11 protein-coding genes are annotated in these 16,515 nt (G+C 65.9%); 2 read left to right on the plus strand and 9 right to left on the minus strand.

Annotation, left to right across the window (positions count from 1 at the left end):
- Window positions 1-80 precede the first annotated feature (80 nt).
- The 3 genes from ACYVKM_RS00700 to ACYVKM_RS00710 form a co-directional block, all read right to left on the minus strand.
- Window positions 81-395 carry a hypothetical protein gene (locus ACYVKM_RS00700; RefSeq protein WP_460875066.1) on the minus strand — a complete coding sequence of 105 codons (315 nt, stop codon included), beginning with the start codon at window positions 393-395 and terminating at the stop codon, window positions 81-83.
- Window positions 392-2,884, minus strand: coding sequence for a glycoside hydrolase family 3 protein (locus tag ACYVKM_RS00705; protein WP_460876475.1), 2,493 nt, complete (start codon window positions 2,882-2,884; stop codon window positions 392-394). Before ACYVKM_RS00705 ends, ACYVKM_RS00700 begins: the two co-directional genes overlap by 4 nt.
- Window positions 2,885-3,080: 196 nt before the next feature.
- Window positions 3,081-4,094, minus strand: coding sequence for a LacI family DNA-binding transcriptional regulator (locus ACYVKM_RS00710; protein ID WP_460875067.1), 1,014 nt, complete (start codon window positions 4,092-4,094; stop codon window positions 3,081-3,083).
- Window positions 4,095-4,465: 371 nt separating this feature from the next.
- Between ACYVKM_RS00710 and ACYVKM_RS00715 the strand changes: the two genes are divergently transcribed.
- Window positions 4,466-5,959 carry an MFS transporter gene (locus tag ACYVKM_RS00715; protein WP_460875068.1) on the plus strand — a complete coding sequence of 498 codons (1,494 nt, stop codon included), beginning with the start codon at window positions 4,466-4,468 and terminating at the stop codon, window positions 5,957-5,959.
- Between the two features lie 163 nt (window positions 5,960-6,122).
- On the opposite strand, the gene ACYVKM_RS00720 is transcribed toward ACYVKM_RS00715, so the two are convergent.
- From ACYVKM_RS00720 to ACYVKM_RS00745, 6 genes are all read right to left on the minus strand, one after another.
- Complete coding sequence (locus ACYVKM_RS00720; RefSeq protein WP_460875069.1) at window positions 6,123-9,011, minus strand: bifunctional diguanylate cyclase/phosphodiesterase; 2,889 nt, start codon at window positions 9,009-9,011, stop codon at window positions 6,123-6,125.
- A gap of 151 nt (window positions 9,012-9,162) precedes the next feature.
- On the minus strand, window positions 9,163-10,185 hold the full coding sequence (locus tag ACYVKM_RS00725; RefSeq protein ID WP_460875070.1) for a LacI family DNA-binding transcriptional regulator: 1,023 nt from the start codon (window positions 10,183-10,185) through the stop codon (window positions 9,163-9,165).
- A 160-nt stretch (window positions 10,186-10,345) separates the two neighbouring features.
- Complete coding sequence (locus ACYVKM_RS00730; RefSeq protein WP_460875071.1) at window positions 10,346-11,767, minus strand: sugar porter family MFS transporter; 1,422 nt, start codon at window positions 11,765-11,767, stop codon at window positions 10,346-10,348.
- Between the two features lie 110 nt (window positions 11,768-11,877).
- Entirely contained in the window at window positions 11,878-13,590 is a 1,713-nt protein-coding gene (locus tag ACYVKM_RS00735; RefSeq protein WP_460875072.1) for a cation:proton antiporter domain-containing protein, read from the minus strand.
- Window positions 13,591-13,747: 157 nt separating this feature from the next.
- Window positions 13,748-15,559: a DNA helicase RecQ gene (gene recQ, locus ACYVKM_RS00740; protein WP_460875073.1), complete on the minus strand. Its 1,812-nt coding sequence runs from the start codon at window positions 15,557-15,559 to the stop codon at window positions 13,748-13,750.
- Window positions 15,560-15,667: 108 nt separating this feature from the next.
- Window positions 15,668-16,009 (minus strand): MGMT family protein, encoded by a 342-nt coding sequence (locus ACYVKM_RS00745; protein WP_460875074.1) that lies wholly within the window; start codon window positions 16,007-16,009, stop codon window positions 15,668-15,670.
- A gap of 95 nt (window positions 16,010-16,104) precedes the next feature.
- Here ACYVKM_RS00745 and ACYVKM_RS00750 point away from each other — a divergent pair, with 95 nt between their 5' ends.
- Entirely contained in the window at window positions 16,105-16,509 is a 405-nt protein-coding gene (locus ACYVKM_RS00750) for a hypothetical protein (protein WP_460875075.1), read from the plus strand.
- Window positions 16,510-16,515 lie beyond the last annotated feature (6 nt).

Consider the following 16,515-nt stretch of genomic DNA (forward strand, 5'->3'; position numbering starts at 1 on the left):
TTGGCCGCCGTATGCACCGGCGAAGACAAAGATTTCCCAGCTCCCCATGGCGCGCCGCTGATCCCGAAATGACAGCGCTGTCATTGTTGGATGATAAAGTGCTCCTGCAATGAATGCTTGCCGCAGAGCAACAAGCCATCAAGACATCCAAAAACCCACGCTACACAGGCCATGGCGTTCCATGCCAAGCCTCCCCACACCTTGATATTGATGCACCGCAAATAGCCGTCTTGGCATCCAATGCCGCAAAAAAGGTGTCCGCCTGTCGACCCGCGCTTGATGAAGGCAGCGTGGCCAATGTCGAAGTCGTGCCCGCGCCGCAGCCCGGCCGACATCGCGAAGCCGACGCCGGACCGCGGCAGCGATGCCACCGTGAACAACGGTCCGGCATTCATGGCTTGTCCCCAGGGGCCGGACATGCCAGCGTCCGGTCCGCCACCGTGCCGAGCGATACGTCGGTGACGGCGACCCGCTCACCGGAATGGCTGGTCCATTCGAATGGCCGGTCCAGCCTGCTCATGTCGGCGCCGGCGTCACGGAAGCATTTCAACGGGATGCCCACGCGCAGCCACTGCCCGCGCGGCAACGCGGCGAGTTGCCGCCCGACCGGCACCTGTCCGCCGCAGCCGGCACCGCAACCGACACCGATCGAAGCTCCTTCCGGCGACAGCGCATCGACCCGCAGCGTGGTCACCAGCAACACGTCGCCATTGGTCTCACGCTCAACGTCCAGCGGCGCCGGCGCCACCAGCGCGGCACGCGCGGCGCCTTGGCCGGACCAGCTCAGGCTGCGTGCGTCTTCCTGTGCCTTGTAGTCGAACGCGCTGATCCGCAGGCTGCCGTCCGCCGTGGCGGCAGGCGTGGCGGTGACATTCGCGGCCGCGCCGTTCGCACCGGTCAGGCGCAGCGCGAAACCCTGCGCCGGCTTGCCATGGGTGAAGTAGACACCGGCCCGCGCGGCACTCAGCTCGATCCCGGCATCCTCGGACAACGGTCCGGTATCGCCACGATCGGCATAGGTCAGGCCGAAACCGTAGGGAAACTGTGGCTGCTCGCCCCGCGCGACCGCTGCGACCGGAATCTGCGCAGCAGTGCGCGGCCATGCATAGGCCAGTTTGCCGTGGAAGTCGTGGGCGATACGGCCGTCGCGGGTGCGCAGCAGCACGTCGGCGATGCCCTCGCCCTCGCTGCCCGGCAGCCAGGCCACCACGAAGGCATCGGCAGCATTGATCTCGCGGTTCACCCACAGCGGTCGCCCGGTCAGGAACACCGCCACCACCGGCACGCCCTGCCGATGCAGGCGACGCAGCAGGTCGAGGTCGCGGTCGTTGCCGGGACGATAGGCCAGGTTCGGCAAGTCGCCCTGGAATTCGGCGTAGGGATCCTCGCCGAACACCACGATGGCGACATCGGGCCGTTGCTTGTAACTGCCGTCGACCGACAGCTCGGCGCTGCCGCCGGCCGCCTGCACCTGCGCGCGGATGCCGGCCCAGATCGAGGTGGCGCCCGGGAAGTTCGCGTTGGTCAGCCCGGTGCCCTGCCAGGTCAGCGTCCAGCCGCCATTTTGTTTGGAGATGTTGTCGGCGCCGTCGCCAGCGACAAGGATGTGCTTGCGCGGATCGATCGGCAGCACGCCGCCCTTGTTCTTAAGCAGCACCAGCGACTCGCGTACCGCGCGGCGTGCCAGCGCGCGGTGCGCCGGATTGCCGACCACTTGCGCCGACCGGGCCGCCAGCGGATTGCTCGACGGCAGCACGGCCTCGAGCATGCCCAGCCGCAACTTCACCCGCAGGATGCGAGTCACCGCATCGTCGACGCGGGCCATCGGGATCACGCCGGACTTCACCTCCGCCAGCGTGTTCTTGTACAGGCCTTTCCAGGAATCAGGCGCCTCCAGCATGTCCAGCCCGGCGTTGTACGCCGCCGGGCAGTCCTCGTTGGTGCAGCCAGGCACCTGGCCGTGCGCGTTCCAGTCGCCCAGCACGATCCCGTCGAAGCCCATGCGCCCCTTCAGCACGTCGGTGATCAGCGCCTTGTTGCCGGCCATCTTCACCCCGTTCCAGCTGGAGAACGAGACCATCACCACCTGCACGCCGGCCTTGATCGCCGGCGGATAGCCGGCCGCATGCACGTCGCGCAGCACTGCCTCGCTGACCTCGGCGTCGCCCTGGTCCTTGCCGTCGCGGGTGCCGCCGTCGCCGACGAAGTGCTTGGCGGTGGCGATCACGTGTTCGGCATCCAGGAACTGCGGCGTGCCCGGCTTGCCCTCCAGCCCCTCGACCACGGCGGACGCGTACTGCGCCACCAGCGCCGGGTTTTGCGAATAGCCCTCGTAGGAGCGGCCCCAGCGCACGTCCTGCGGCACCGTAAGCGTGGGCGCGAAGGTCCAGTTGATGCCGCTGGCGCGCAGTTCCTGCGCGGTGACCTTGCCGATCTCGTGGATCAGCTGCGGATCGCGCGTGGCACCCAGCGCGGAGTTCTGCGGAAACAACGTGCTGCCGACCAGGTTGTTGTGGCCATGCACGGCATCGATGCCGAACAGCACCGGGATCGCCAGGCGTCCGCCCGAGGTATCCATCGAGGCGCGGTAAAACGCATCGGACAACGCCTGCCACTGCAGTGCCGTGGGATACGGCTGTCCGGCCGGCTTGGAGTTGCCTCCGGCCAGGATCGAGCCGAGGTGGTAAGTGCGCGCGTCGTCCGGGGTCACCGACTTGATGTCGGCCTGGATCATCTGGCCGACCTTCTGCTCCACCGACATCTTCGCCAGCAAGGCCCGAACCCGAGCCTCAAGCGAGGGATCGGGCGGCAGCGGCGAGCTGCCTTTCGGCCACAGCTCGGGATGGACGTTGGCCGTACTGCCGGCCAGTGCGGGAATCGTCATGAACAGTACGCCAGCGAGTGATACGGCCAGGGAAAGGCGACGCAGGAACGGACTCGATGGGGGCGGCAATCGCACGGCAAGGCTCCAGGCTGGCGTACCGGCGGCACGCGTCCGGGTCGCATGGTGGCATAAATGACAGCGCTGTCAATTCGCCCTGCAACATGACCGCCGGACGCTACGGCAGCATGTTGCAGCTTCAGGGAACGCGGGCGGTGGAGTCGCGGATCTGCAGGGAGAACGGCACCTGCACCAGCTGGCCGGGGCCATGACCGCGCAATACGCCCAGCAATTGCTGGGCGGCGATCTTGCCCATCTCGCGACTGGGTTGCTGGACGGTGGTCAGCGCCGGCCACAGCTGACGCGCCAGCGGCGTATCGTCGAAACCGCAGACGGACAGGTCGTGCGGCACCTTCAGGCCGTACTCGCCGGCCGCCCACATCACGCCGGTGGCCATGTCGTCGTTGGCAGCGAACACCGCCGTCGGCCGCTCGGCCAGCGCAAACAGCTGTCGCGCCGCCTCTACACCCGAGCCGAAGGTGAAAGCGCCCTGCACGATCAGTTGCGGATCCTCGGCCAGGCCCGCTGCGGCCATCGCTTCGCGATAACCGGCCAGTCGCCACTGGCTGGCACCGTGGTCGGCAATGCCGATCACATGAGCGATCCGCCGATGGCCCAACGCCAGCAGATGCTCCACCGTCGCCCGTGCGGCCTGCTGCTCGTCCATGGTCACGCCGATGGTGTCGCCACGCCGCAGCGGCGACACGCTGGCATACGGCACATTGCGCTCGCGCAGACGCTTCAGCAGCGGCGCGTAGTCGGTGATCGGCGGGGTCAGCACCACGCCGTCAGGATGGTGATCGGAAATCAGCGCGTCGAGGCGACGAATGAAATCGTCGCCGCGCATGCGCAGCGGGCGCACCATCATGCTGTAGCGGTGCGCGTCGCAGGCCTCGAGCACGCCATCCTGGATCTCGGCCAGATAGGTCGAGGCCGGGTTGTCGTTGTTGTCGTACAGCATCGCGACCAGGAACGAGCGGTTGCCCGCCAGGCTGCGCGCCGACGGGTGCGGCCGATAATCCATCGCCTCCATCGCGGCACGCACGCGCTCCCGCGTGGCATCGCTCACGTTGGCCTCGTCATTGAGCACGCGCGACACCGTCTTGGGCGATACGTTCGCCGCGCGCGCCACATCTTCGAGGCGTACCCGCATGGATTCTCCGCTGTCGTCACACTGTCGATCGACTATGCCGCCAGAGCCCTCCGCTTTACAAGGACGATCGACTTTGCCGCCGGCGATGCCGCTCTGCTGCGCGCCAGCGTCGTCATGAATACGTATGCAGACGCTGGTTGCTGCAGTGCGACGGTACCTACCATGCAGGGCTGTCACGGGCGATCGGTCGCACCGATGTTGCGCCCGCAGCATGCGGGATGCGCCGCGCCATGACATAACTGTCGCCGGCGAGGAGGTACCAATGACCCGCATCAACCACAGCGCAACCCGCACGGTGCGCGCATGCTGAGCATGCCGCCAGCGAAGGCGGCTGTGCCGCACGACATTATCCATAGCAAGGGCAGCCATTCATGACGCCGAAACCCGCACTGTCGTTCTGGCAGATCTGGAACATGTGCTTCGGCTTTCTCGGCCTCCAGTTCGGCTTTGCGCTGCAGAACGCCAACGTCAGCCGGATCTTCCAGACGCTGGGCGCGAACGTGAACGACATCCCCGCGCTGTGGATCGCTGCGCCACTGACCGGACTGATCGTGCAGCCAATCATCGGTCACTACTCCGATCGCACCTGGAACCGCCTGGGCCGGCGCCGGCCGTACTTCCTGGTCGGTGCGGTGTTCGCCTCGCTGGCACTGCTGTGGATGCCGAACGCGCCGATGTTGTGGGTGGCCGCCGGCCTGCTGTGGATCCTGGATGCGTCGATCAACGTGTCGATGGAACCGTTCCGCGCCTTCGTCGGCGATCAGCTACCGACGCAACAGCGACCGGCCGGCTATGCGATGCAGAGTTTCTTCATCGGCGTAGGCGCGGTGATCGCCTCCATGCTGCCCTGGATCCTGGCGCAGTTCGGCGTGGCCAACGTGGCGGCGGACGGCGGCATTCCCGATACCGTGAAGTATGCGTTCTACGCCGGCGGCGCGGTGCTGCTGGGGGCAGTGCTGTGGACCATCCTGAGCACGCACGAATATCCGCCCGCACAACTGCAGTCGTTTACCGACAACGTGGTGGAAAAGCCGGCGGTGGATGCATCGCACGCCTGGCGACCGGGCTTGCTCCTGCTGGTGGTCGGTATCGCGGTGCTGTTCGCGATCAGGCATTTCGCGCTTGAGAAAGAGGTCTACCTGCTGGCCGGCGGCCTGATCGTGTTCGGCCTGCTGTTCGCATGGCTGAGCCGCACCCGCAGCCACGGCATGCTGCGCGAAGTCATGGGCGACCTCTACGGCATGCCCGCCTCGATGCGGCGGCTGGCCTGGGTGCAGCTGTTCTCCTGGTTCGCGCTGTTCGCGATGTGGATCTACACCACCTCGGGCGTGACACAGACGATCTACGGCACCACCGATACCGGCTCGTCCGCCTACAACGAGGGCGCCAACTGGGTCGGCGTGCTGTTCGCCGCGTACAACGGTTTTGCCGCACTGGCCGCGGTAGTGATCCCGTTGATGGTGCGCCGCTGGGGCCTGCGCATCAGCCATGTGGTGAACCTGTGCCTGGGCGGCGCAGGGCTGCTGTCGTTCCTGTACATCCGCGACCCGCAGTGGCTGCTCGCCTCGATGGTCGGCGTCGGCTTTGCCTGGGCGTCGATCCTGTCGCTGCCGTATGCCCTGCTGTCGGACAACCTGCCGGCGGCCAAGATGGGCGTCTACATGGGTATCTTCAATTTCTTCATCGTCATCCCGCAACTGCTCGCCGCCAGCGTGCTCGGCCTGCTGCTGCGGCTGTGCTTCCACAATCAGCCGATCTGGGCACTGGCACTGGGCGGCGCCTGCCTGCTGGTCGCCGCGCTGTTCACGCTACGCGTGCGCGAGCCCGGAGCGAGTGCCGTGCCGCTATCGAGCAGCGCCACCTAGCGCCCGCCGGCTACCCGCTTAATGGGAGCGGCTATCGCTTTTGCTGGGACGAAAGGCCAACTGGATGACCGGCGCCACCGTTGCGAGGCAACACCCGGTTCCGCTGTTTCGAGGCGATTCCGGCCTTCGCCGGAATGACCGGCAAAAAGCCAATCGACGCGCGCTACTGCGAACCCGGCAACCGCCCGAAGAACCCTTCGGCCTGCTGTACCGGCAGCGCGGCTCCAAGATCATTTCCCTGCAACTCGTCGCAACCCATCTCCGCAAGGAAGGTTGCCTGCGCCTGCGTCTCCACGCCTTCGGCGGCCACCGTCATGTGCAGTTGATGACCGAGCGTGATGATGGTCCGGGCGATCGCCGCGTCATCGGCATCCGTGGGCAAGCCGCGCACGAAGCTCTGGTCGATCTTCAGTTTGTCTATGGGGAACTGCTTGAGATAAGCCAGGCTGGAATAGCCGGTGCCGAAGTCGTCCAGTGACAGCAGCGTGCCGAGTACCTTGAGCTCGGTCAGCGTGCGCCGGATCGCCGTGACGTTTTCCATCAGCGAGCTCTCGGTCATCTCGATATGCAGCATCGACGGCGGTACTGCATAACGTTGCAGCGCCGCAGCCACCTTGTCGACCAGGCCCGGGCGCTGCAGTTGCTGCGCCGAGATGTTCACCGCAAGATTGAAATCACGATGGCCGCGATCCAGCCATGTGCGCACCTGCTTGCAGGCGGCATCGAGTACCCACTCGCCGATTTCGGGCATCAGGCCCAGCGCCTCGGCCACCGGTATGAAGCGACCCGGCGATACCAGACCAAGCTGCCGGCTGTTCCAGCGCAGCAGCGCCTCGAAACCGGTCAGGACGCGATCGCCCGCCCGGTGTTGCGGCTGATAGTAGAGCTCCAGTTCGCCGTCACGGATCGCATCGCGCAGGTGGCTGCCGAGCACCAGCCGCTCCTCGAGCGCGCGCATCTGCCCGATGGAAAACTCGGAAACCCGGTCACGTCCATCCCGCTTGGCCTGGCTCATCGCAGCCTCGGCACTGCGCAGCAGGCTCTTCGGATTCGTGCCGTGATCGGGCGAATGGCTGATGCCGACGCTGGCGGTCAGCAGCAGCCGGTAGTCGTGACCTTCGATCGGTACGGCCACCGCGGCACGCAATCGTTCGGCCAGCTCAAGCGCGGCCTGTCGCGAAAGGGCGCGGACCGCGACGACGAACTTGTCGCCGGTGAAGCGTGCGATCTGGCCCTGCTCGCTCAGCGCCGCCTGCAACCGGCTGGCCAGCCGCTTCAGCACGTCATCGCCGGTCGCGTGGCCGACGGATTCGTTGACCACCTGGAAACGATCCAGCCCGATGATCAATATCCATGCCGGCACCGCCGTATCCCGCAACATCGCGGCAAGGGCACGCTCCAGCATCAGGTGATGCGGCAGGCCGGTGACCGCATCATGGCTGGAGGCATAGGCCAGTTCCGTTTCGGCTTGGCGACGCTCGGTGACGTCACGCGCCACGGCGTAGAGCATGCCGTCCGGTGCGGCAAACGAAACCCATTCCAGCGCATGTTCGCTGCCGTCCTTGCAGATGCAGCGGGTGACGAATTCATGCACCTGCTGCCCCGGCGTGGCCAGCGCCAGCAGCGGATCCTGACTGCCGGCACCATCCTCCGGCCGCAGGAATTCGCGGTAATTCCTCGACGTCAGTTCCTCCGCGCTGTAGCCGGTGACGCGCAGCAACGACGGGTTGAACTGGATGATCCGCTCACGCTGCGGATCGATGATGCAGAAGATCTCCAGCGACAGTTCGAAGAAACGGTTGCGCTCGCGCAGGCGCCCGACCAGCCGGGCGCTCTCGATCGCGATGCCGGTGATCGGCAACATGCGATCGATACTCTGCAGTTCCTCCGGACGCGGCTCGCGTTGCTCGCGGTAATACACCGCAAACGTGCCCAGTACCTCGCCATGGCTGCCGAACACCGGCGTCGACCAGCAGGCCTTCAATCCGTGGGCCAGTGCCGGCTCCTTGTAGTTCTTCCAGTACGGATGAGTGGCGATGTCTGCCACCACGACGCGCTCGCCACGCCATGCGGCGGTACCGCACGAGCCATGCGCCTCGCCGACCTCCTGCCTGTGCACGGCCTGGTTGTATGCCTCGGGCAGGCTCGGCCCGGCCCCGTGCAATACGTGCCGCCCATCGTCGTCGAGCAGCAACAGCGAGCACAACGCACCGGGATTCAGTGTTTCGTGCAGGCGAGCGATGCGCTCCAGGCTTTCCGAAAGCGGCCGTTGCGCCGCGATGCCGACCAAGATCTCGTGCTGGCCGGCAGCCATCTGTTCCGCGCGCTTGCGCTCGGTGATGTCCTGGCACGCACCCAGCATGCGGACGGCATGGCCGGTCTCGTCGATATCCACCGTGCCGCGGCTGAGCAGGGTGCGCTCGGCGCCGTCCGGGCGCACGATGCGCTCCTCGAACTCGAACGGCTGCCGGTCCCTGCCCGCCTGCTCGATGATTTGCTGCACGCGCGCACGGTCCAGCGGGTGCACCAGCGCGAGATACGCCTGAAACGTGGCCGCATGCTGCCCGGGCGCCGCGCCGTAGATGCGATACAGCTCGGCCGACCAGGTTACCCGGTTGCTGGCGATGTCCCACTCCCAGCTGCCGATGTGCGCCACCTGCTGGGCCTGGTCGAGCATGCGCTGATGCTGCTGCAACGCCTGCTCGACCTGCTTGCGTTCGGTGATGTCGAGGAAGTAGATGGTCAGGCCGTTCGCGGACGGGTAGATGCGGTTCTCGAACCAGCGGTTGTACGGCGCATAGAACGCCTCCAGCTGGATCGGGCGTTGCTCGGCCATCGCCTGCTCGTACGCGCGCTGAAACGGCTGGTCGCCCCCTTCCGGAAACTCCGCCCAGATGTGCTTGCCGATCAGTTCCTCGGCGCGACGGCCGAAGAATTCGCAGGCTCGTGCATTCAGATAGGTGTAACGCCAGTCCCGGTCCAGTGCCACATAGGCATCCGTGATTCGCTCGAACACCTGATGAAACTCCAACTCGGGCTGGGTGCGTTCCATGGGTGTGCGCGATCCTGTCATGCGGGGCTGCCAGGCAGCTGGCGCAGGTTAAGCGATCGCGTGCGCGCGTCGCAATGCATGGCGCGGTCAGACCGTTTCGGGATACGGGACGAGAGCGAGCCGAGCAAAACGCGGGGCCGGACCGTCGCCGCTAGCGCAAGCTCGACCGTCGCACCATCAGCTTCACCGGCAGCACCTGGCTTTCCACCGGTTCGCGGCGGATCAGGCTGAGCAGGCTGTCGACAAGCGCCTCGCCGGCCAGGCGGGTGTCCTGCAATACCGTGGTCAGCGGCGGATTGACGAAACTGGCCATGGCGATGTCGTCGAAGCCTACCAATGCGACGTCCTGCGGAACACGCAGGCCATGGTCGCTGAGCGCATGCATCGCGCCGATCGCGATCAGGTCGCTGGCGGCGAACACCGCATCGAAGCCGACCTCGCGGGTGATCAGCGTGCGCATCGCCTCGTAGCCCGAGCGCTCCGTGCTCTCGGCGTTTTCCTGCAGGGTGGCGTCGGGCTCCACGCCGGCCTGCTGCAAGGCATCGGCATAGCCGCGGTAACGCGCGAAGAATTCCGGATAGTGGCTGGAGGCGTCGCCAAGGAAGGCGATGCGGCGGCAGCCACGCTCCAGCAGGTGTTCGGCCACGGCCTGGCCGCCACGGAAGTTGTCGCAGCCGATCGAGACACCTGGCTGGTCCGGCAGCACCGCGCCCCAGCGCACGAAGCGGGTGCCCTGGGCAACCAGTTTCTCCAGCTTGTCGCAGTAGGCCAGGTAGTCGCCGTAGCCCAGCAGGATCAGGCCGTCGGCTTTCTTGCTGTCGGCGAAATCGGCATGCCAGTCGCGCGAGAACTGCTGGAACGAGATCAGCAGATCGTAACCCTGCAGCGCGCAGGCCCGGGTGATGGAGCCGAGCATCGACAGGAAGAACGGGTTGATGTGCGACTCGTCGGCGGTGGGGTCCTCGAAAAACAGCAATGCCAGCGTGCCGGTGTGCATCCGGCGCAGGTTCGAGGCGTTCTTGTCGAGCTTGTAGTTGAGCTGCTCCGCAGCAGCCTCGATACGTCGACGGGTTTCTTCATTGACCAGCGGGCTGCCGCGCAACGCCCGTGACACCGTGGCCTGGGAGACCCCGGCCAGATGGGCGATGTCGATGGATGTCGATTTTCCCTTCATGTGCAGCCTGATTCGGACCCGACTCGCCAGCAGGCGAAATGCCAACCACTCCGAATCCTAGCTGTTTTGCCTGCAATCTGCCGTACCCGCCGGATGTCGCTGGCGCCAGGGCGGCCAGGTCCGGCTGCTGCGCCAGTCGGCAGCAGCCGGGCGACGCGTCTCAGGCGCGCATGTCTTCCAGCTCGATGCCCTTGGTTTCGCGTACCGCATACATCACGAACAGGAACGACAGCAGCGCGAAGCCAGCGTACAGGCCGTAGGCGAAGGTCAAGCCGATCTCGGCCAGCTTCGGAAAGCTGCTGGTGATCGCGAAGTTGGCCAGCCACTGTGCCGCAGCGGCCACCGCCAGGGCCGTGGCACGAATCCGGTTCGGGAACATCTCGCCCAGGAGCACCCACACCACCGGGCCCCAGCTCACCCCGAAGAACACCACGTAGGCATTTGCCGCGACCAGGGCGATCATGCCGGTCGAACCGGGCAGGCTGAGTGCAGCACCGCTGCCGGTGGCCTGCGAAAAGCACCAGGCCATCATCCCCAGGGTAATCGCCATGCCCGCCGAGCCGATCGCCAGCAGCGGCTTGCGACCGATCTTGTCGACCAGGGAAATCGCCACCAGGGTCACCAGCACGTTGACGATCGAGGTGACCACGGTGATCGCAAACGAATTGGCCTCGCTGAAGCCGACCGAATGCCACAGGGTCGACGAGTAATAGAAGATCACGTTGATGCCGACGAACTGCTGGAATACCGACAGCAGGATGCCGATCCACACCACCGGCAGCAGGCCGGCGGCCTTTCCGCGCAGGTCGCTCAGACGGGGCTTGTGCTCCGAACGCAGACTGTCCTCGATATCGCGCAGCTTGCCGTCCAGCGCTGCGTCGCTGTGCATGTTGAGCACGCTCTGCAGCACCACGCGCGCCTCGGCCAGACGGCCCTTGGCGACCAGATGGCGTGGCGATTCCGGCACACCCAGCACCAGGGTGCCGTAGATCAGTGCCGGCAGCACCGCCGCCAGGAACATCCAGCGCCACGCCGACAGCCCCAGCCAAAAGGCATGTGACGAACCACCGGCTGCACCGGCCAGCCACGCATCGCTGAGCAAGGCCGCAAAGATGCCGAGCACGATCGCCAGTTGCTGCATCGAACCCAGCCGACCGCGGATGTATGCGGGCGATACCTCGGCAATGTAGGTGGGCGCGATCACCGAGGCCACACCGACACCGATGCCGCCGACCAGCCGCCATAGAACAAGCTGCCACACGGCCGTCGCGAGACCCGAGCCCAGTGCACTGGCCACCAGCAGCACGGCCGCCACCTGCATGGTGCGCACGCGGCCCCAGCGGTTCGCCAGCATGCCGGCATACCACGCGCCCAGCGCCGAACCGAGCAAGGCGCAAGAGACCGCGAAGCCGGTTTGTGCCGCATCCAGCGAGAAGCCGTCACGGATCGCATCGACCGCGCCGTTGATCACGGCCGTATCGAAACCGAACAGGAAACCTCCCAGCGCCGCCGCCGCCGAGATCAGCACCACCCGCGCAGTCGCGCGCTGTTCCAACCCGTCTGTCGCGTCAACCGTGCTCATTGCGTCTCCCCCACGTCATGACATCAAGAATGTGCGCCGAGTCTGCACTGCGGCCCTGTACCGTGTCCGGCTGAATACGTATGCAGCAGCCGCCCGCTGGATCGGAAGGATCAGGCGGCGATGGGCGAGTGCCCCGGTTCGCCTGCATGCAGATGTTCGAGCATGCAGCGCGCCAGTTCGGGCTCGGCCAGCACGACCAGATTAGCGCCCTGCTGCTGCAGATGCGCCATGCAGGCATCGGAATCGGCGCGGGCGATGATCTGCAGCTGCGGATTGGCCAGCCGCGCCACGCGCACCACCTCACCGCTCTCGAAGGCATCGGGCACCGTCACCACCAGTGCACGCGCCTGGGCGAGATTGGCAGCCTCGAGCACGTCGTCGCGCGACGCGTTGCCGACGATCGTTTCGATACCCTGCTGGCGCAGCATCGCGACGCGCTCCTTTTCCTCTTCCAGCACGAGTACCGCATCGCCCTGCTTTTGCAGCGCCTCGCCGACCAGCCGGCCCACCCGGCCATAGCCGGCCACCACTACATGCCCACTCAATACGCTGGCCGCAAGGATCTCCGGTGCCGGTTCGGCGATCACGGGGGCTGTCGCGCCGCCATGCTCCCGCGCCTCGCGCGTATCCAGCCACGGCCTGGCGCGATCGAGCAGCTTGAACAGCAGCGGGTTGATCAGGATCGAGAGGATCGCGGCGGCCAGCAGCACATCCTGTGCCTCCTTCGACACCAGGTGCTGTGCCACACCCACACCGATCAGGATGAACGAGAACTCTCCGATCTGCGCCAGGCTGGTGGCAATAGTCAGCGCGGTGCGCAATGGCCGTCCAAATGCCAGCACGATGCCGAACGCCGCCAGCGACTTGCCGATCACGATGATCGATAACGCCGCCAGCACCACCAGCGGCTCGGTCAACACCACCTGGTAGTTGAACAGCATGCCGATCGAGACGAAGAACAGCACCGCGAACGCATCGCGCAACGGCAGCGTCTCCTCGGTGGCACGCTGGGCCAGCTTCGACTCGCCCATCATCATGCCGGCGAAGAACGCGCCGAGTTCGAACGACACCCCGAACAGGCCGGCTGCACCGAACGCCACGCCCAGCGCGATCGCCAGCACCGCAAGACGGAACAGTTCACGCGAGCCGGTGTGCGCGACGACCTTGAGAATCCACGGGATCAGCCGACCCCCGACCACCAGCATCAGGGTGACGAATAGCACCACCTTGCCAATGGTGAGGCCAACCGTGCCGGCGATTGCTCCGAACGACAGCGTGCCGCCACCCTCCGCACCGCCACCCAGGGCCAGTCCGATCGCAGGCAGCAGCACCAGCGCCAGCACCATCGCCAGATCCTCGACGATCAGCCAGCCGACCGCGATACGACCCCGCTCGGTGTCCATCAGGCGGCGTTCTTCCATCGCCCGCAGCAGCACCACCGTACTGGCTACCGACAGGGCCAGACCAAATACGAAGCCCTGCGCGAATGGCCAGCCAAGGCCCCAGCCCAGCAGCATGCCGAGCACGGTTGCCACCGCCATCTGGCCCAACGCACCGGGAATCGCGATGCTCTTTACCGACAGCAGATCCTTCAGCGAAAAGTGCAGGCCAACGCCGAACATCAGCAAGACCACGCCCACTTCGGCCAACTGGTGCGCCAGATGACCATCGGCGACATAGCCAGGAGTGAACGGACCCACGACGACACCGGCCATCAGGTAACCGGCCAGGGGCGGCAGCCTCAGCTTGTGCGCCAGCGCGGCAAATATGAAGGCCAGCACGATGCCGCTGACGAGGGTGCCAATGAGTGGGGCGTCGTGCATGCGCGATCCTTTCGGTACAACGATGGAAGCCGCACGGGATGAGCGCGGTGCGGCATGCAGAGGTATGCGCCGTCGCCATCCGGCGCTGGCCTGCACGTGCAAGATCCTTCAGTTGTAAGGGCGATCGGCAGCCAGCGCAAGCGCTACAACCACTTAGTTACTGCGCATTGATCACCGCGAGGAAATCGCGGCCATAGCGTTTCAGCTTGGCTTCGCCGACACCGCTGATCGTGGCCAGCTCGTCCTCGTTCGCCGGCAGTGCGCGCAGCATCGCCAGCAAGGTGGCATCGTGGAACACCACATACGGCGGCACACCATGCTGCCTGGCCAGTTGCGTACGCAGGGCGCGCAGCGCATCCCACATGTCCTGCTCGTAGGCCTCGATGCCCAGACTGCTGCCGGTGACCAGCTTGCTGTCGCGGCGACGCCGGCCGCCACGTTCGGGACGCGCATCCTCGCGCAACTTCACGACCTGGTTGCCGCCAAGCACGGCCCGGCTGGCGGGAGTCAGCCGCAGCGTGCCATAGCCTTCGGCATCGGCTTCCAGCAAACCGGCCGCGAGCAGCTGGCGGAATACCGAGCGCCACTGTTTCTCGTCCATCTCGGCACCGATGCCGAACGTGCTCAGCTGATGATGATGGAGGCCGAGTACGCGCTCGGTTTCCTCGCCGCGCAGGATGTCGATCACATGTCCAGAGCCGAAACGTTGACCGCTGCGATACACCGCCGACAGCGCCTTCTGCGCCAGCACCGTGGCATCCCAGGTCTTCGGCGGCGAGATGCAGTTGTCGCAATGGCCACACGGATCAGGATAGGTTTCGCCAAACGTGCCCAGCAGCAACTGTCGACGGCAACCGGTTGCCTCGGCATAGGCCAGCAGCGATTCCAGCTTCTGCCGCTCCACCCGCTTGCGCTCGTCGGCCGATTCGGACTGCGCGATCATCTGGCTCATCGTCACCACGTCGGACAGGCCGTAGATCATCCACGCCTCGGCTGGCAGGCCGTCGCGGCCGGCACGGCCGGTCTCCTGGTAATAGCCTTCGATGCTGCGCGGCAGATCGAGGTGGGCGACGAAGCGCACGTCGGGCTTGTCGATGCCCATGCCGAACGCGACGGTGGCCACCATCACCACGCCGTCCTCGCGCAGGAAGCGTTGCTGGTTTTTCGCACGGGTGGCTGCATCCAGCCCGGCGTGATACGGCAGTGCCTCGACGCCAAGTTCGGCCAGCCACTCGGCGGTGTCGTCCACCTTCTTGCGGCTGAGGCAATAGACGATGCCGGACTCGCCCTGATGACCCTGCAGGAATTCGGTGAGCTGACGCTTCGCGTTGTGGCGCAGGCCGACCCGATAGCCGATGTTCGGCCGGTCGAAACTGGACACGAACTGCCGTGCCTGCTGCAGCGACAACCGCTCGACGATTTCCTCGCGCGTGCGCGGGTCGGCGGTGGCGGTGAGCGCAATCCGCGGCACCTCGGGAAAGCGCTGGTGCAGGATCGCCAGCTCGCGGTATTCCGGGCGGAAATCGTGGCCCCATTGCGATACGCAGTGCGCCTCGTCGATCGCGAACAGCGCCACCTCGGTGCGCTCCAGCTGCCCGAGGAAACGACCGGTCAGCAACCGCTCCGGCGCCACGTAAAGCAGGTTCAGTTCGCCCGCCAGCAATTGCCGCTCGACTTCGCGCTGCTCGTCCGCGCCGAGACTGGAATTGAGATAGGCGGCGGCGACGCCAGCTTCGCGCAGCGCGTCGACCTGATCCTGCATCAGCGCGATCAAGGGCGATACCACGATGCCCGTGCCTTGCCGCAGCAGCGCTGGAATCTGATAACACAGCGACTTGCCACCACCGGTCGGCATCAGCACCAGCGCGTCGCCACCTTCGCTCAGATGCTCGACAACGGCCTGTTGCTGGCCGCGGAAACTGGGATATCCGAAAACGCTTTGAAGCAGGTCGAGGGCAGAGGCATTCATTGGTGACATGGTAACAAACCGTCCAGGCACTCCCGTCGGCGCGTGGCCCATTCGGCAGTAGCCGAAGCGCTTGCCGGCCGTACGTGCGGCCTCACGCCGAGGAGCGGGTTACGAGGGCGGCATGCCCCACAACGCATGGTCGAGATCGCCATCCAGACCGAACCGGCTCAACGGCACACGCCCGTTCTTCACCTCGACGCCTTCGGCCCGCAGCAACCGGGATTGCTCGCGAAAACCACGACTGCCCGGCGGCATCGCGATGTGCCCGCTGGAGCGCAGGACGCGATACCACGGCAACTCCATCCCATCGGGAACCTCGCCGAGCAGCTTGCCGACCAGTCGCGCCCGTCCGGGCAAACCGGCGCGTGCTGCAATGGCGCCATAACTGGCGACGCGACCGGGCGGAATCGCGGCGATGGCGGCGTAGATGCGGGTGGCGGCATCATTCATGTGGATCGACTCGGACAGATTCATTCGAACTTGACGCGACGCGGACAGATAGACGTGGCAGAGTAGCAGCGCCTCTCGCCAGCGGAAGTCGCACCATGCGCCACTTCGAAGCCGTGCGTTCCCACATCGGCAGCCAGCACGAGCTGCGCCACAACGACCCCTACCTGATCAGCTTCGACCTGAAACTGGCGCACGATCGTCACCAGGGCATCTATCTGGCCGAACTCGAGGATGAGTCGGGCCGCCGCTACCTGCGCATCTCCACCCCGATCGGCCCGCTGGCCGGCACCGACCCCAGCCGCTGCCTGCGCTTCAACTGGCAGCAGCGCACCGGCTTTCTTGCGGTGGCGGATCTGGACGGCTCGCCTTACCTGCACCTGTGCGAAAACCGCCCCTACGAATTCCTCGACGCTGCCGAGCTGCAGCGCGTGGTGAGCGAACTGGGCGTGCTGGGTGACCAGCTGGAGCAGATCGTCGTCAACGGCGGCGACGCACTCTGATGCGGC

It is taken from the genome of Rhodanobacter koreensis, assembly GCF_054782855.1.